Below are 17055 nucleotides of genomic sequence, written 5' to 3'. Positions count from 1 at the left end.
AATGTGCCGACCGACCGTCGGCGCGACATGTCCGAGGACGGATTCGAAATGCTGATGTTGATCCTCAATGTGGTCTACGTGCTGGTGGCGGTGGCCATGATCGCGCTCATCCTGATGCAGCGTGGTTCCGGCGCGGCCGCGGGTTCGGGTTTCGGCGCGGGCGCCTCGGGGACCGTGTTCGGCGCGCGCGGCGCGTCCAATTTCCTGTCCAAGTCGACCAAGTGGCTGGCCGTGGTGTTCTTCGGCATCAGCCTCTTCATGGCCTGGTACGCCAGCCACGGCTCGCGCCCGGCAGCGCAGCAGGACCTGGGCCTGATGTCGGCCCCGGTGGAAAGCGTGCCGGCAGCGCCGGCAGGTGAGTTGCCGGCCGTGCCGAAGGCCCCGGCAGCACCCGTCCAGACCCCGGTCCAGCAGCCGGTTCCGCAGGCCACTGTGCCGGCTGAGGCGGGAGCGAAAACTTCTGGTGAAGAAAAGCCTTCGGAAGGCACCCAGAATCGCTGAAGACGGTTACAATATGCGGCGCATTGGGAAGTAACCCCCGGTGCGATCGTAAGCCCAGGTGGCGGAATTGGTAGACGCACTACCTTGAGGTGGTAGCGACGAGAGTCGTAGGGGTTCGAGTCCCCTCTTGGGCACCATTGTTTGTAAGCGGATTTCGTCTGGCGCGCACGGCGCCAGGGTGCGGAGTCCGTCCACTCCCCCATGCCAAAGCGCCTGCAGGCGCAGCGGCAGAGGCAAGAGAGAATCGCTGTGCTGGCCGAATATTTGCCGTCTCTGCTGTTTCTGATCGTTGCCACCGGTATCGGCGTTGCGCTGATGCTGGTCGGCCGATTCCTCGGTCCACGACGTCCTGATCTGGAAAAGCTCTCGCCGTACGAGTGCGGCTTCGAGGCTTTCGAGGACGCGCGCATGAAGTTCGATGTGCGCTACTACCTGATCGCGATCCAGTTCATCGTATTTGACTTGGAAATCATTTTCATCGTGCCGTGGACCCAGGTCTTCATGGAACTGGGTGCGCGTTCGCTGGTCACGATGGGCCTGTTCGTGGGCATGCTTTTCCTCGGTTTCATTTACGTCTGGAAGAAGGGAGCGCTGGAATGGGAGTGATTCAGACTCTCGATGGCCTGATGAACAACCCGGTCCCGGAAGGGCGGGTCGACGACATCCTGCGCCCCGAAGGCGACAACCCGCTGCTCGAAAAGGGCTACGTGACCACCAGCGTCGATGCGCTGTTGAACTGGGCGCGGACCGGCTCGATGTGGCCGATGACCTTTGGTCTGGCCTGCTGCGCGGTGGAGATGATGCATGCCGGCGCGGCGCGCCTGGATCTTGACCGCTACGGCGTGGTGTTCCGCCCGTCGCCGCGTCAGTCCGACGTGATGATCGTGGCCGGCACCCTGGTCAACAAGATGGCCCCGGCGCTGCGCAAGGTCTACGACCAGATGCCGGACCCGAAGTGGGTCATTTCGATGGGCAGCTGTGCCAACGGTGGCGGCTACTACCACTACTCCTATGCAGTAGTGCGTGGTTGCGACCGCGTGGTCCCGGTGGACGTCTACGTTCCCGGGTGTCCGCCTACCGCCGAAGCGCTGGTGTACGGGATCCTGCAGCTGCAGAAGAAGATCTGGCGTACGCAGACCATCGCCCGCTGACATTCCTCCTGACAAGAGCACGCCAAGCCCCCATGGCAGAGCAAGCATCCTTCATCGACCGACTCTCCGCACGCTTTGCCGGTGCGCAGGTCTTCGTGGTCGAACCCCGCGGCGAAGTGACGCTGGAAGTGCCCGCCGCTGACTGGCATGCCACCGCCCTGGCGCTGCGCGACGAATTCGGTTTCGAGCAGTCCGTCGACCTGTGCGGCCTGGACTACCTCGGCTACGGCAGCGACGAATGGGATACGGCCGACGTGTCGTCCCAGGGCTTCAGCCGCGGCGTCGAGGGCAAGTCCGTCGGTCGTTTCGCATGGGGCGAGTTCCCCACCCGCGAAACCAGCGATGGCGCCCAGCCGCAGCCGATCCCGCTGCAGCGTTTCGCCGTGGTCGCCCAGCTGCGTTCCTACCAGCACAACCTCACCATGCGCATCCGCTGCTTCGCGCCGAATGAGGAACTGCCGGTGGTCGCGTCGCTGACCAGCGTCTGGCCGGGCCTGAACTGGTTCGAGCGCGAAGCGTTCGACCTCTACGGCGTGATCTTCGAAGGTCACCCGGACCTGCGCCGGATCCTGACCGATTACGGTTTCGTCGGCCATCCGTTCCGCAAGGATTTCCCGCTGATCGGCAACGTCGAAGTGCGCTACGACGAAGAGAAGAAGCGCGTGATCTACGAGCCGGTGACCTCGGTGGAGCCGCGTGTCGGCGTGCCGCGCGTGATCCGTGACGATGCCCGTTTCCAGACCGCTGCCGGCGAAAGCGCGCAGACGGAGGCAGTAAAGTGAGTGAATTCCACCAGGCCAGCCAGGCCTTTGCGAGCAATCCCGCCGAAAGCCGGCAGGAAATCCGCAACTACACGATGAACTTCGGCCCGCAGCATCCGGCCGCGCACGGTGTGCTGCGCCTGATCCTGGAAATGGACGGCGAAACCATCATGCGTGCCGACCCCCATGTGGGCCTGCTGCACCGTGGTACCGAGAAGCTGGCCGAGTCCAAGCCCTTCAACCAGTCGATCGGCTACATGGATCGCCTGGATTACGTGTCGATGATGTGCAACGAGCACGCCTACGTGCGCGCGATCGAAACCCTGATGGGGATCGAAGCGCCCGAACGCGCGCAGTACATCCGCACCATGTTCGACGAAATCACCCGCATCCTGAACCACCTGATGTGGCTGGGTTCCAACGCGCTCGATCTGGGCGCGATGGCGGTGATGCTGTACGCCTTCCGTGAGCGTGAAGAGCTGATGGACTGCTACGAAGCGGTCTCCGGCGCGCGCATGCACGCGGCCTACTACCGTCCGGGTGGCGTCTATCGCGACCTGCCGGATCGTATGCCCAAGTACAAGGAATCGCGCTGGCACAAGGGCAAGGCCCTGAAGAACCTCAACGCCGCGCGCGAAGGGTCGCTGCTCGATTTCCTCGAGAACTTCACCGTCGAGTTCCCCAAGCGTGTCGACGAGTACGAGACCCTGCTGACCGACAACCGTATCTGGAAGCAGCGTACCGTCGGCATCGGCGTGGTCAGCCCGGAACTGGCCCATGCGTGGGGCATGACCGGGGTGATGCTGCGTGGCTCGGGCATTGCCTGGGATCTGCGCAAGAAGCAGCCGTACGCCAAGTACGATGCCGTCGAGTTCGACATTCCGCTGGGCAAGGAAGGCGACTGCTACGACCGCTACCTGGTCCGCGTGGCCGAGATGCGCGAGTCCAACCGCATCATCAAGCAGTGCGTGCAGTGGCTGCGTGCCAACCCCGGCCCGGTCATGGTCAAGAACTTCAAGGTCGCGCCGCCCAGCCGCGAGGACATGAAGGAGGACATGGAAGCGCTGATCCATCACTTCAAGCTGTTCAGTGAAGGCTACTGCGTCCCCGCCGGCGAAACCTACGCCGCGGTCGAAGCGCCCAAGGGCGAGTTCGGCTGCTACCTGATGTCCGATGGCGCCAACAAGCCGTTCCGCGTGCACCTGCGCGCGCCGGGTTTCGCCCATCTGTCCTCGATCGACTCGGTCGTGCGCGGGCACATGCTCGCCGACGTGGTGGCCATGATCGGCACCTACGACCTGGTGTTCGGTGAGGTGGACCGGTGATCCCGGCCGCATGCACGATGCCTGACACCCGCCGGCTTCTGCCGGCGCTGCAGGTTCTGGTCTTTCACGATTTGGTATTCGCTGAGGTCGGCCGATGAAGGCGACAGGTAATTTCGAGGCGGCGCGCGACGTCGACCCGTTGGTGGTGTTGAGCGACAAGACGCGCGCGCACATCGATCACTGGCTGGCCAAGTTCCCGCCGGATCGCAAGCGCTCGGCCGTGTTGCAGGGCCTGCATGCGGCACAGGAACAGAACCAGGGCTGGCTGACCGACGAGTTGATCGCCGGCGTCGCCAGGTATCTGGATCTGCCGCCGGTGTGGGCCTATGAGGTTGCCAGCTTCTACTCGATGTTCGAGACCGAGAAGGTTGGCCGCCACAACGTCGCCTTCTGCACCAACATCAGCTGCTGGCTGAATGGCGCCGAGGACCTGGTTGCGCACGCCGAGAAGAAGCTCGGCTGCAAGACCGGCCAGTCCACCGCCGACGGCCGCGTCTACCTCAAGCGCGAAGAAGAATGCCTGGCCGGTTGCGCCGGTGCGCCGATGATGGTCATCAACGGCCATTACCACGAGCGCCTGACCGTCGAGAAAGTCGACGAGCTGCTGGACGGGTTGGAGTAAGACATGGCACATCATCACGCACCCACGGGTCCGGTCGGTCCTGCGCCGCTGCCGCACCAGGTGGTCTACACCACGCTGCACTACGACACCCCGTGGTCGTACGAAAGCTACCTCAAGACCGGTGGCTACGCCGCCCTGCGCAAGATCCTCGAAGAGAAGATCTCGCCGGAACAGGTCATCGAGATGGTCAAGCAGTCCAACCTGCGCGGCCGCGGTGGCGCCGGCTTCCCGACCGGCCTGAAGTGGTCCTTCATGCCCAAGGGCACCATGCAGAAGTACATCCTCTGCAACTCGGATGAATCCGAGCCGGGCACCTGCAAGGATCGCGACATCCTGCGCTACAACCCGCATTCGGTCGTGGAAGGCATGGCAATCGCCTGCTACGCCACCGGCAGTACCGTGGGCTACAACTACCTGCGCGGTGAGTTCCACCACGAGCCCTTCGAGCACTTCGAGCAGGCCCTGGCTGACGCGTACGCGAACGGCTGGCTGGGCAAGAACATCCTCGGCAGCGGCGTGGACATCGACATCTACGGTGCGCTCGGTGCCGGCGCTTACATCTGCGGCGAAGAAACCGCGCTGATGGAGTCGCTGGAAGGCAAGAAGGGCCAGCCGCGCTACAAGCCGCCGTTCCCGGCCAACTTCGGCCTGTACGGCAAGCCGTCGACGATCAACAACACCGAGACCTATGCCTCGGTGCCGGCGATCATCCGCAACGGCCCGGAGTGGTTCCAGAGCCTGAGCCTGACCAAGAACGGCGGTCCGAAGATCTTCTCGGTTTCCGGCTGTGTGCAGAAGGGCGGCAACTTCGAAGTGCCGCTGGGCACCACTTTCGACGAGCTGCTGGAGATGGCCGGCGGCCTCAAGCCGGGTCGCACCCTGAAGGGCGCGGTTCCGGGCGGTGTGTCGATGCCGGTGCTCAAGGCCGAAGAACTCAAGGGCCTGCAGATGGACTACGACACCCTGCGTGCCCTGGGCACCGGTCTGGGCTCGGGCGCCATCGTGGTGCTCGACGACAGCGTCTGCTGCGTCAAGTTCGCCTGCCGCATCTCGCAGTTCTTCCACAAGGAATCCTGTGGCCAGTGCACCCCGTGCCGCGAAGGCACCGGCTGGATGCACCGCGTCCTGGAACGCATCGTTGCCGGCAAGGCCACGATGGAAGACCTGCACCAGTTGAAGGCAGTGGCCGGCCAGATCGAAGGCCACACCATCTGCGCGTTCGGTGAAGCGGCGGCATGGCCCATCCAGGGCTTCCTGCGCCAGTTCTGGGACGAATTCGAGTACTACATCGTCAACGGTCATTCGATGGTTGACGGCAAGAAGGTGGAGGCAGCCGCTGCATGAGCGCGCAACCCGTAAATCCGAGCGTGCCACCGGATCATGTGACCGTCGAAATCGACGGCCAGTCCCTGGTCGTGCCCAAGGGCTCGATGATCATCCAGGCCGCCGACAAGGCCGGCATTCCGATCCCGCGCTTCTGCTACCACGAGAAGCTGCCGATCGCGGCCAACTGCCGCATGTGCCTGGTCGACGTCGAGAAGTCGCCCAAGCCGGCGCCGGCCTGCGCCACGCCGGTCATGGATGGCATGAAGGTCGCCACCCGCAGTGAGAAGGCACTGAAGTTCCAGCGCTCGGTGATGGAATTCCTGCTGATCAACCATCCGCTGGACTGCCCGATCTGCGATCAGGGCGGCGAGTGCGAGCTGCAGGACGTCTCGCTCGGCTATGGCCGTTCGGTGAGCCGCTTCAACGAGCGCAAGCGCGTGGTGCCGGACGAGGACATGGGCCCGCTGGTCGCCACCGAGATGACCCGCTGCATCCAGTGCACGCGCTGCGTCCGCTTCACCGCCGACGTTGCCGGTACCTATGAACTGGGTGGCATGTACCGCGGTGAGAACCTGCAGATCGGCACCTACGACGGCAAGCCGCTGACCACCGAGCTGTCCGGCAACGTCGTCGACGTGTGCCCGGTCGGTGCGCTGACCAACAAGGTGTTCCAGTTCCGCGCCCGTCCGTGGGAACTGACCGCGCGCGAATCGCTGGGCTATCACGACGCGATGGGCTCGAACCTGTTCCTGCACGTGCGTCGCGGCGAAGTGCTGCGCGCGGTGCCGCGCGACAACGAGTCGGTCAACGAATGCTGGCTGTCCGATCGCGACCGCTACTCCCACCAGGGCCTGTACAGCGACGACCGTGCGGTCAAGCCGCTGCGCAAGGTCAACGGCGAGTGGAAGGAAGTGAGCTGGGCTGAAGGCCTGGCCGCCGCCAAGGAGATCTTCGCCGCCCATCAGGGCGACGACCTCGGCGTGCTGGTGCACCCGTCGGCCTCCAACGAGGAAGGCGCGCTGCTGGCGCGACTGGCCAAGGGCCTGGGCACCTCCAACATCGACCACCGCATCAACAACCGCGACTTCTCCGACGCTGCCGTGGCCGAGGTGTTCGGCCTCCCGCTGGCCGAGATCGAAGGCGCGGACAGCATCGTCGTGCTCGGCAGCAACATCCGCCACGAGCTGCCGTTGCTGCACGCCCGCCTGCGCAAGGCACAGACCACGCGCAACGCGAAGATCCACGCGGTCAACCCGGTCGACTTCGACTTCGCCTTCAAGCTGGCCGGCAAGCAGATCGTTGCACCGTCGAAGTTCATCGACGCGCTGGGCAATGCCGAGCTGCGCGAGGCCGTGAAGGGGGCCAACAACGCCGTCCTCATCGTCGGCGCGATCGCCGAGAACCACCCGCAGGCCGCCGCCATCCGCGCCGCCGCGCGCGATTTCGCCGCCGCTACCGGTGCCAGGCTGTGCCGCATCCCGCAGGGCGCCAACGCCGTGGGCCTGGCCCGCGCCGGCGTGCTGCCGACCGGCAAGGACGTCAACGCCATGCTGGCCCAGCCGCGCAAGGCCTATGTCCTGTACGGCATCGAGCCGGGCCTGGACTTTGCCGACGCCGCTGCTGCCCGCAAGGCGCTGGCCGGTGCACAGGTGGTGGCCTTCAGCCAGTTCGCCTGCGCCTCGACCCGCGATGTGGCCGACGTGATCCTGCCGATCGGCGCACTGCCGGAAGTCGACGCCACCCTGACCAACCTCGATGGTCGCGAGCAGACGGCCCGTGCCGGCGGCAAGCTGCCGGGCGAGGCGCGTGAAGGCTGGCGCGTGCTGCGTGCGCTGGGCGGCGAGCTGTCGCTGGCCGGTTTCGAGTTCATCGATCTGGCCGGCCTGCGCGCCAGCCTGGCGCCGGTCAGCGTCACCGTTGCGCCGTCCGCCGCCGCGCCGGTCGCTGTGGAAGGCCTGGAAGTGGCCTCGACCGCCGCGATCTACCGCACCGATGCTGTGGTCCGTCGCGCCCAGGCGCTGCAGTCGCACCCGCTCAACAACGCGCCGCGCATCGTGCTCAACGCCGACGACGCAGCCCGCCTGCAGCTGGTTGAAGGGCAGATGGCCAAGGTCGGCACCGATGCCGGTCGCGCCACGCTGCCGGTGGTGGTCGACGCCCGCGTCGCCGCGGGGTCGGTCTGGATTGAATCGGGCCACGGTGCTACCGCGCCGCTGGGTGCCGCACGCGTAACGGTGGTGGCTGCATGAACGAATTGCTGTTGAACGCGGTCGACCCGCTGCACCAGTGGCTGCTGTCGCTGGGCGAGATCGGCGCGCTGGCCTGGATCATCCTGAAGATCCTGGTGATCACCATGCCGGTGATCATCTCGGTGGCCTTCTACGTGGTCTGGGAGCGCAAGCTGATCGGCTGGATGCACGTCCGCCACGGTCCGATGTACGTGGGCATGGGCATCTTCCAGGCCTTCGCCGACGTCTTCAAACTGCTGTTCAAGGAAATCATCCAGCCGGCCAGCTCGCACAAGGCCATGTTCGTGCTGGCACCGCTGATCACCCTGGCGCCGGCCTTCGCGGCGTGGTCGGTGATTCCCTTCGATGCGAAGATCGTGCTGTCCAATGCCAACGCCGGCCTGCTGTATCTGCTGGCGATGACCTCGCTGGGCGTGTACGGCATCATCCTCGCCGGTTGGGCCTCCAACTCGAAGTACGCCTTCCTGGGTGCGATGCGCGCCTCGGCGCAGATGATCAGCTACGAAATCGCGATGGGCTTTGCCCTGGTCGGTGTGATGATCGCCTCGGGCAGCCTCAACCTGAGCAACATCGTGCTGGCCCAGGCCGGCAACGCCGGTCTGTTCGACTGGTTCCTGCTGCCGCTGTTCCCGCTGTTCGTCGTGTACTGGGTGTCCGGCGTGGCCGAAACCAATCGCGCGCCGTTCGACGTGGTGGAAGGCGAGTCGGAAATCGTCGCCGGCCACATGGTCGAGTACTCCGGTGGTGCGTTCGCGCTGTTCTTCCTGGCCGAATACGCCAACATGATCCTGATCAGCTTCCTGATCTCGATCTTCTTCCTCGGCGGCTGGCTGAGCCCGATCCAGGGCTGGGTCACTGCGGACATCTCCCCGTGGATCGACTGGATCTGGAAGGGCGGCTGGCCGTGGCTGCTGCTGAAGGTGTTCTTCTTCGCCAGCTCGTACATCTGGTTCCGTGCCAGCTTCCCGCGCTTCCGTTACGACCAGATCATGCGTCTGGGCTGGAAGGTCTTCATCCCGCTCACCATCGCGTGGATTGCAGTGACGGCGTTGATGGTGTTCTACGGCGTGATCCAGAAGGGCGTCTAAGTGATGAATCGAATTACCCATTACTTCAAAAGCCTGCTGCTCCTCGAGCTGCTCGGGGGGCTGTGGCTGACCCTGAAGTACGCGTTCAAGCCGAAGTACACCCTGATGTACCCGATGGAGAAGTTCCCGCAGTCGCCGCGTTTCCGCGGCCTGCACGCGCTGCGCCGTTACCCCAACGGCGAAGAGCGCTGCATCGCATGCAAGCTGTGCGAAGCGGTGTGCCCGGCGTTGGCGATCACCATCGACTCGGCCAAGCGCGAGGACGGCACCCGCCGCACCACCCGCTACGACATCGATCTGTTCAAGTGCATCTTCTGCGGCTTCTGTGAGGAAAGCTGCCCGGTGGACTCGATCGTCGAGACCCACATCCTCGAGTACCACTTCGAGAATCGTGGCGAGAACATCGTTACCAAGCCGCAGCTGCTGGCCATCGGTGATCGGCTTGAAGCCGAGATCGCCGAGCGTCGCGCCGCCGATGCCGCTTTCCGCTGAGGTCGAATGATGGATTGGGTAAATATCGCTTTCTGGGTCTTCTCCATCGTGGCGGGCATCTCCGCTGCGGCGGTGATCAGCGTGCGCAATCCGGTGTATGCCGTGTTGTGCCTGATCCTGACCTTCTTCTCCGTGGCCTGTATCTGGATTCTGGTGGGCGCCGAGTTCCTGGGCGTGGCCCTGGTGCTGGTGTACGTCGGCGCGGTCATGGTGTTGTTCCTGTTCGTGGTGATGATGCTGGACATCGACGCCTCCAACCTGCGTGAGGGCTGGGTGCGTTACCTGCCGATCGGGCTGGTGGTGGCGGTGACCATGCTGGTGCAGATGCTGGTGCTGATCGGGGTGAAGGGCAGGGCGGTCAATCCGTTCCCGGCCGACAACGCCGCCGCGCTGGCCGCCGACACCTCCAACATCACCTGGCTGGCCCGCAGCCTGTTCACCGAGTACCTGCTGCCGTTCGAGTTCGCTGCCGTCATCCTTACCGTGGCCGTGGTTGCCGCCGTGATGCTGACTCTGCGTCGTCGCAGCGGCCTGAAGACCCAGAACCCGTCCCTGCAGACGATGGTGAAGGGCAGCGATCGCCTGCGCATCGTCAAGATGGACGCGGAAAAGCCGCTGGTGCACACCGTTACCAAGCCGTCGAGCGACGAGGAGGCCAAGCCATGATTACCCTCGGCCATATTCTGGCGCTGGGCGCGCTGCTGTTCTGCATCAGCCTTGCCGGCATCTTCCTCAACCGCAAGAACATCATCGTGCTGTTGATGTCGGTCGAGCTGATGCTGCTGTCGGTCAACATCAATTTCGTCGGGTTCTCGCGGGAACTGGGTGACACGGCCGGACAGCTGTTCGTCTTCTTCATCCTCACCGTGGCCGCGGCCGAGGCCGCCATCGGCCTCGCGATCCTGGTAACCCTGTTCCGTAACCGCCGCACCATCAATGTCGGCGAAGTCGATTCGCTGAAGGGCTGATCCGTAGATGGAAATCACTCTCTCCAAGAGTCTGTTGATCGCAGTGGTGCTTGCACCGCTGTTCGGCAGCATCATCGCTGGCCTGTTCGGTCGCCAGGTGGGTCGCGCTGGCGCGCAGGCGGTCACGATCCTCGGCGTCGCAGTGAGCTGCGTCCTTTCCAGCTATGTCCTGTACATGCTGCTGTGGGGCGGCGCCCAGCCGTACAACGAAAACGTCTACACGTTCTTCGAAGTGGGCCGCTATTCCGCCCATGTCGGCTTCATGGTCGACAAACTGACCGCCATGATGATGGTCGTGGTGACCTTCGTGTCGTTCCTGGTGCACGTGTACACCATCGGCTACATGCAGGATGACCCGGGCTACCAGCGGTTCTTCAGCTACATCTCGCTGTTCACCTTCTCGATGCTCACCCTGGTGATGAGCAACAACTTCCTGCAGCTGTTCTTCGGCTGGGAAGCGGTGGGTCTGGTGTCGTACCTGCTGATCGGCTTCTGGTTCAAGCGCCCGACGGCGATCTTCGCCAACATGAAGGCGTTCCTGGTCAACCGCGTCGGCGACTTCGGCTTCATCCTCGGCATCGCCGGTGTGATGTGGGTGTTCGGCACCCTGGACTACGCCACGGTGTTCGCCAATGCCCCGCTGCTGGCACAGCCGGAGATGGCGCTGCAGGTGTGGTCGGGTTCGATCAGCCTGTTCGGCCAGAGCTACCAGCTGATGAACGAGCCGGTCATCTGGTCGATCGCCACCATCATCTGCATCTGCCTGTTCATCGGTGCGATGGGCAAGTCGGCCCAGGTGCCGCTGCACGTCTGGCTGCCGGACTCGATGGAAGGCCCGACCCCGATCTCGGCGCTGATCCATGCCGCCACGATGGTCACGGCGGGCATCTTCATGGTCACCCGCATGTCGCCGCTGTTCGAGCTGTCGCAGACCGCGCTGAACTTCGTGCTGTTCATCGGTGCCACCACCGCGTTCTTCACCGGCCTGATCGGCATCGTGCAGAACGACATCAAGCGCGTTGTCGCGTACTCCACGCTGTCCCAGCTGGGCTACATGACCGTGGCGCTGGGCGTGTCGGCTTACTCGGCCGCCGTGTTCCATCTGATGACCCACGCCTTCTTCAAGGCGCTGCTGTTCCTCGGCGCGGGTTCGGTGATCATCGCCATGCACCACGAGCAGGACATGCGCAGGATGGGCGGGCTGCGCAAGTACCTGCCGGTCACGTTCGTGACCATGTGGATCGGCACCCTGGCCCTGGTCGGTACGCCGTTCTTCTCCGGCTTCTACTCCAAGGACACCATCATCGAGGCCGCGCAGCACCACGCGCACGTGTCGTCGAGCTGGGTGGCGACCTACGGTTACTGGGCGGTGCTGGGTGGCGTGATCGTCACCAGCTTCTACAGCTTCCGTCTGCTGTTCCTGACCTTCCACGGCAAGGAACGCTTCCGCGATGCGCATGACGACCACGGTCACGGCCATGACGATCATCATGCGGCCCATGCCGACCATCACGCTGCTGCCGACGCGCACGCTGCCGATGCACACCATGACGACCACGGTCACGGCCACGGTCCGCACGAGCCGCACGAGGCTCCGTGGGTGGTCACGCTGCCGCTGATCCTGCTGGCGATTCCCTCGATCGTGATCGGCTTCTTCAGCATCGGTCCGATGCTGTACGGCACCGGCTGGTCGGGCGACCACGCCGAGCATGCCATCCCGGGCCAGGTGCATTCGTTCTTCACCGGCATCGTCGACTTCTACAACCCGGCGCGCGACACCATCGGTGCGCTGGCCGAAGAGTTCCACGGTCCGGTCGCCTTCGCGATCCACGGCATGATGGCGCCTGCGTTCTTCCTGACCGTGGCCGGTTTCCTGCTGGCGGTGCTGTTCTACCTGTGGAAGCCGGAGCTGGCGGGCAAGGCCCGCACGACCTTCGCGCCGCTGGTGTCGGTGCTGGAGAACAAGTACGGTTTCGACAAGCTCTGGATCGGCGGTTTCGCCGGTGGCGGCATCAAGCTGGGCAAGGTTTCGCGCGCGATCGACACGAATGTCGTCGATGGTGTGGTGGTCAACGGTTCGGCACGCCTGATCGATCTGGCGGCCAACCTGCTGCGTCGCACCCAATCCGGTTTCCTCTATCACTACGCCTTCGCGATGATCATCGGCCTGATTGCCCTCCTGGGCGTCCTGATGCATTACCTGCGTTGATGACCTGTACGGAATAAGAAGACGTGTCGAACTGGCCCCTACTCAGTGTTCTCATCTGGCTGCCGATCATCGGCGGTGCCCTGATCCTTGCCATCCGTGACGCCCAAACCGCCCGCTGGGCGTCGCTGGGCGTGGCGGTGCTGACCTTCGTGGCCAGCCTGTCGCTGCTCAGCGGCTACGACGTGGCCAACGACGCGCTGCAGTTCGTCGAAACCCGCGCCTGGATCCCGTCCTACAAGATCGGCTACAACCTTGGCGTCGACGGCATCGCCATCGCGCTGATCCTGTTGACCACGCTGGTCTCGGTGCTCGCGCTGATCGGTGCCTGGAGCGCGATCGACAAGCGCGTCAACCAGTACGTGGCCGCCTTCCTGATCCTGGAAGGCGTCACGGTCGGCATCTTCGCCGCGACCGACGCGATGCTGTTCTACGTGTTCTTCGAAGCGATGCTGATCCCGATGTTCCTGATCATCGGCGTCTGGGGCGGCCCGCGTCGCATCTACGCGGCGATGAAGTTCTTCCTGTACACCTTCCTCGGCTCGGTGCTGATGCTGGTGGCGCTGATCTACCTGTACCTGAAGGGCGGCAGCTTCCAGCTGGCCGACCTGTACCAGCTGCAGCTGTCGGCTGCCGAGCAGACCTGGATCTTCTTCGCCTTCCTGATCGCCTTCGCGGTCAAGGTGCCGATGTTCCCGGTGCACACCTGGCTGCCGGATGCCCACGTGGAAGCGCCGACCGCCGGTTCGGTGATCCTGGCCGCCATCGCGCTGAAGATCGGCGGGTACGGTTTCCTCCGCTTCAACCTGCCGATCGTCCCGGACGCGTCGCAGGAATGGGCGTGGCTGGTCATCGCCCTGTCGCTGATCGCCGTGATCTACGTCGGCCTGGTCGCCCTGGTGCAGGACGACATGAAGAAGCTGATCGCGTATTCGTCGATCGCGCACATGGGCTTTGTCACGCTGGGCACCTTCATCGCCCTGTGGCTGGTGCGCGACGCAGGCAACCCGGACGCCGCGCGTCTGGGCCTGCAGGGCGCGATGGTGCAGATGGTCTCGCACGGTTTCGTGTCGGGTGCGATGTTCTCCTGCGTCGGCGTCCTGTACGACCGCATGCACAGCCGCCGCATCGCCGATTACGGCGGCGTGGTCAACGTGATGCCGTGGTTCGCCACCTTTGCCATGCTGTTCTTCATGGCCAATGCGGGCCTGCCGGGTACCAGCGGTTTCGTCGGCGAGTTCATGATCATCATGGCCAGTTTCCAGCGCAATCCGTGGCTGGCACTGGGCGCGGCCACCACGTTGGTGATCACCGCGGCCTATACGCTGTGGCTGTACAAGCGCGTGTTCTTCGGTGAAGTGGCCAATGCCCATGTCGCCGAACTGAAGGACATCAACGGTCGCGAGTGGCTGGTGCTGGGTGTGTTTGCCGTGGGCACGCTTGCCCTGGGCCTGTACCCCAAGCCGCTGACCGACCTGATGGAGCCCTCGATCGCGAAGCTGGCGATGCAGATCGCATCCAGCAAGCTGCTGTAATCGGGCCGTCGAGAGTATTGATTCCAGGATTTGATGATGACCACCTCGCCGCTGTTGCCACTGACCGCCGCCGACCTGCCGCCGCTCGCTCCCGAGCTGGTGCTGATTGGCAGCGCCTTCACCTTGTTGATCCTGGATCTGTTCATCAGCGAAAAGAACAAGATCTGGACCCACCTGTTCTCGGTCGCCGCGCTGGGCGTGGTGCTGTTCATGCTCGCCACCGGCGTGGGCGGGCAGGGCGAGGTGTTCCACGGCATGTTTGTCCGCGATACCGCGGCCGACGTGATGAAGACCGTGATCGTGCTCTGCAGTGGCCTGACCCTGGTCTACGGCTGGAGCTACCTGCGCGAGCGCAAGCTGTTCCAGGGTGAGATTCCGGTGCTGATCCTGTTCGGCACCGCCGGCATGATGATCCTGGTCTCGGCCGGCAGCCTGCTGATGGTCTACCTGGGCCTGGAACTGCTGGCGCTGTGCTCCTACGCACTGGTGGCCAGCAACCGTGAGAACGGCCTGGCCTCCGAAGCGGCGATGAAGTACATCGTGCTGGGCTCGCTGGCCTCCGGTCTGCTGCTGTACGGCATGTCGCTGATCTACGGTGCCACCGGCTCGCTGCACCTGGACGTGATCCACGCGGCGATTCCGCATTCGGAAGAGAAGATGCTGCTGCTGACCGGCGCGGTCTTCATGATTGCCGGCGTGGCGTTCAAGCTGGGCGCGGCCCCGTTCCACATGTGGCTGCCCGACGTGTACCAGGGCGCTCCGGCCCCGGTCGCGCTGTTCATCAGCTCGGCCCCGAAGCTGGCCGCGTTCGGCATGGCCTACCGTCTGCTGGAAGTGGGCGTGGGCCCGCTGTCCGACGAGTGGAAGTATCTGATCGGTGGCCTGGCCGCACTGTCGCTGGTGGTCGGCAACCTGATGGCGATCGCCCAGACCAACCTCAAGCGCATGCTGGCGTACTCGACCGTGTCGCACATCGGCTTCCTGCTGCTCGGCATCGCCGGCGGTGGCGAGGAGGGCTACGCGGCGGCGCTGTTCTATGCCCTGAGCTACGCGATCATGTCGACCGCTGGCTTCGGCGCGATCATCGCGCTGTCCCGCAGCGGCTTCGAGGCCGAGAACATCAATGACTTCAAGGGTCTGAACGCGCGCAACCCGTGGATGGCCGGCCTGGTGCTGTGCATCATGGCGTCGATGGCCGGCATTCCTCCGTTCCTGGGCTTCTGGACCAAGTTGGCCGTGCTGGGCGCAGCGATCAACGGTGGCATGCTGTGGCTGGCGATCCTGGGTGTGTTGTGCGCGGTGGTGGGCTGCTTCTATTACCTGCGCGTCATCAAGGTCATGTACTTCGATGAGCCGGTGGGCGAGCCGCTGCCGGCCAACAACGACCGTGTGCTGGGCGTGGTGCTGGGCGTGAATGCCTTGGCGCTGCTGGCGCTCGGCTTGGCCTGGAACCCGATCATGGTCTGGTGCCAGCAGGCATTTGCACATCTTGCGTAAAAAACGATACAAAACTGCGCAATTAGTGTAATATTCGTTTCCTGAGTTGTTGATGCAGCGGTTTCGCCAGAATATCGTTGCGGTAGGTTCCCGTTCTTGGTGGCCAACCAACTCATCCGCTACTGCTGCGGGGTGGAGCAGTCTGGCAGCTCGTCGGGCTCATAACCCGAAGGTCGCAGGTTCAAATCCTGCCCCCGCTACCACAGAAAATCTGCAATGCAGATGCAGTAGACGAAAAAGCGATTCCGGGAACGGGGTCGCTTTTTTCGTTGCTGGAATCCGCTTCTTTGGGGCGGCACAGGGGCACAGGGGCGCAGGAGCCGGACGGGTGCGTCGATGACCCGAGGCCGGCTGTGCATCGACCTTCTTTCGTCTGTTGCCCGGTTCAGGTTCCGCAATGGCCACCCTGCAACCGCCCCAGGCCATTGCACCAGCGCGGTGCACCGGCTATCATCAGTGGCTTGGCGGACTGTTCATGCGCATCCTTTCAACGGACGTGAATGTGGCCCGCTACCGGCTTCCAGGAACGGCACCCTGTAACCAGGTCGCCGTGACCCCCCGGAAGGCTGGGCTCGCAGGAACATGCACCGCGTGTGTTCCCGCTACCGGAATCCAGCGTGACCGGAGTTGTACCGGACAAGGGGCCCAGCGGGCCCTTTGTTGTTTCCGGAATGTGGCCAGGGGTGTTGGGCCGGCGCGACTGGCCACGCCAGTATCTCTTTCAACGAATCAAGGCAGACTGTGAGCGACAAGGCAACCGAAATCGCGAATCTGCTCGCCCCCACCGTTCAGTCGCTGGGTCTCGAGCTGCTGGGCGTGGAGTATCTGACTGCCCCGGGCGGTGCGACCCTGCGCCTGTACATCGACGTGCCGCTGGCCGAACAGCCCGAGCGCATCGTCAACATCGACGACTGCGAGCGCGTCAGCCGTGAAGTGTCCGCGCAGCTGGACGTGGAAGACCCGATCAGCGCCAACTACACGCTGGAAGTTTCCTCGCCGGGCGTGGATCGTCCGTTGTTCACGGGTGAGCAGTTCGAACGCGCCATCGGCGAATCCGCCAAGGTGACGCTGAAGCTGCCGCAGGACGGCCGTCGCCGTCTGCAGGGCGAGATTCTCGCCGTGGATCTGGAACAGGGTACGGTCACCTTCAAGGTCGACAATGCCCCGTTCACCGCCGATGTCGAGAACATCGACAAGGCACGCATCATGCCGGACTGGGCCGCCCTCGGCCTCGCTCCGACCAAACCGACTGGCCCGGCGCCCAAGCAGGGTGGCAAGGCGAACAAGAAACCATCCAACGAGCCGGCGGCCAAGAAGCCGCGCGCGGAGTGAGC

General features: G+C 64.1%; 16 protein-coding genes and 2 tRNA genes. All 18 read left to right on the top strand.

The window, feature by feature from the left end:
- The first annotated feature begins 48 nt into the window (after positions 1-48).
- The 18 genes from secG to rimP all read left to right on the top strand — a co-directional run bounded on the left by secG (position 49) and on the right by rimP (position 17053).
- Positions 49-501, top strand: a complete 453-nt coding sequence (secG, locus tag OC534_RS08935; protein WP_026070542.1) for a preprotein translocase subunit SecG — start codon at positions 49-51, stop codon at positions 499-501.
- 52 nt (positions 502-553) lie between these two features.
- Positions 554-638: transfer RNA gene (locus OC534_RS08930), tRNA-Leu, on the top strand.
- A 112-nt stretch (positions 639-750) separates the two neighbouring features.
- Complete coding sequence (locus OC534_RS08925) at positions 751-1107, top strand: NADH-quinone oxidoreductase subunit A (protein WP_026070543.1); 357 nt, start codon at positions 751-753, stop codon at positions 1105-1107.
- Positions 1098-1652 (top strand): NADH-quinone oxidoreductase subunit B, encoded by a 555-nt coding sequence (locus OC534_RS08920; protein WP_017354657.1) that lies wholly within the window; start codon positions 1098-1100, stop codon positions 1650-1652. The genes OC534_RS08925 and OC534_RS08920 overlap by 10 nt, the downstream gene beginning before the upstream one ends.
- A 32-nt stretch (positions 1653-1684) precedes the next feature.
- On the top strand, positions 1685-2434 hold the full coding sequence (locus tag OC534_RS08915) for an NADH-quinone oxidoreductase subunit C (RefSeq protein ID WP_017354658.1): 750 nt from the start codon (positions 1685-1687) through the stop codon (positions 2432-2434).
- Positions 2431-3738, top strand: coding sequence for an NADH-quinone oxidoreductase subunit D (locus tag OC534_RS08910; protein WP_262071677.1), 1308 nt, complete (start codon positions 2431-2433; stop codon positions 3736-3738). Before OC534_RS08915 ends, OC534_RS08910 begins: the two co-directional genes overlap by 4 nt.
- Before the next feature lie 94 nt (positions 3739-3832).
- Positions 3833-4360, top strand: coding sequence for an NADH-quinone oxidoreductase subunit NuoE (nuoE, locus tag OC534_RS08905; protein WP_262071676.1), 528 nt, complete (start codon positions 3833-3835; stop codon positions 4358-4360).
- A 3-nt stretch (positions 4361-4363) separates the two neighbouring features.
- A complete protein-coding gene (gene nuoF / locus OC534_RS08900) occupies positions 4364-5704 on the top strand; it encodes an NADH-quinone oxidoreductase subunit NuoF (RefSeq protein WP_017354661.1) in 1341 nt (446 codons plus the stop codon).
- A complete protein-coding gene (gene nuoG, locus OC534_RS08895; protein ID WP_153165181.1) occupies positions 5701-7935 on the top strand; it encodes an NADH-quinone oxidoreductase subunit NuoG in 2235 nt (744 codons plus the stop codon). The genes nuoF and nuoG overlap by 4 nt, the downstream gene beginning before the upstream one ends.
- Positions 7932-9023, top strand: a complete 1092-nt coding sequence (gene nuoH / locus OC534_RS08890; protein ID WP_017355929.1) for an NADH-quinone oxidoreductase subunit NuoH — start codon at positions 7932-7934, stop codon at positions 9021-9023. Before nuoG ends, nuoH begins: the two co-directional genes overlap by 4 nt.
- Positions 9024-9026: 3 nt before the next feature.
- Positions 9027-9515: an NADH-quinone oxidoreductase subunit NuoI gene (nuoI, locus tag OC534_RS08885; RefSeq protein WP_017355930.1), complete on the top strand. Its 489-nt coding sequence runs from the start codon at positions 9027-9029 to the stop codon at positions 9513-9515.
- A gap of 6 nt (positions 9516-9521) precedes the next feature.
- On the top strand, positions 9522-10181 hold the full coding sequence (locus OC534_RS08880; RefSeq protein ID WP_017355931.1) for an NADH-quinone oxidoreductase subunit J: 660 nt from the start codon (positions 9522-9524) through the stop codon (positions 10179-10181).
- Positions 10178-10483 carry an NADH-quinone oxidoreductase subunit NuoK gene (nuoK, locus tag OC534_RS08875; RefSeq protein WP_017355932.1) on the top strand — a complete coding sequence of 102 codons (306 nt, stop codon included), beginning with the start codon at positions 10178-10180 and terminating at the stop codon, positions 10481-10483. Before OC534_RS08880 ends, nuoK begins: the two co-directional genes overlap by 4 nt.
- Positions 10484-10490: 7 nt before the next feature.
- Positions 10491-12692 (top strand): NADH-quinone oxidoreductase subunit L, encoded by a 2202-nt coding sequence (gene nuoL, locus OC534_RS08870; protein WP_136003218.1) that lies wholly within the window; start codon positions 10491-10493, stop codon positions 12690-12692.
- A 23-nt stretch (positions 12693-12715) separates the two neighbouring features.
- Positions 12716-14224 carry an NADH-quinone oxidoreductase subunit M gene (locus tag OC534_RS08865; RefSeq protein WP_017355934.1) on the top strand — a complete coding sequence of 503 codons (1509 nt, stop codon included), beginning with the start codon at positions 12716-12718 and terminating at the stop codon, positions 14222-14224.
- A 36-nt stretch (positions 14225-14260) separates the two neighbouring features.
- Positions 14261-15721, top strand: coding sequence for an NADH-quinone oxidoreductase subunit NuoN (gene nuoN, locus OC534_RS08860; RefSeq protein ID WP_153165180.1), 1461 nt, complete (start codon positions 14261-14263; stop codon positions 15719-15721).
- Positions 15722-15847: 126 nt separating this feature from the next.
- Positions 15848-15924 (top strand) — tRNA-Met (locus OC534_RS08855).
- A gap of 538 nt (positions 15925-16462) precedes the next feature.
- Positions 16463-17053, top strand: coding sequence for a ribosome maturation factor RimP (gene rimP / locus OC534_RS08850; protein ID WP_017355936.1), 591 nt, complete (start codon positions 16463-16465; stop codon positions 17051-17053).
- Positions 17054-17055 lie beyond the last annotated feature (2 nt).

Origin of the sequence: Stenotrophomonas sp. Marseille-Q5258 (assembly GCF_946900935.1) — a bacterium.
GTDB lineage: Bacteria > Pseudomonadota > Gammaproteobacteria > Xanthomonadales > Xanthomonadaceae > Stenotrophomonas > Stenotrophomonas nematodicola.
The sequence above is the reverse complement of the archived record's forward strand: the minus strand, read 5'-3'. Positions and strand labels throughout refer to the sequence as shown.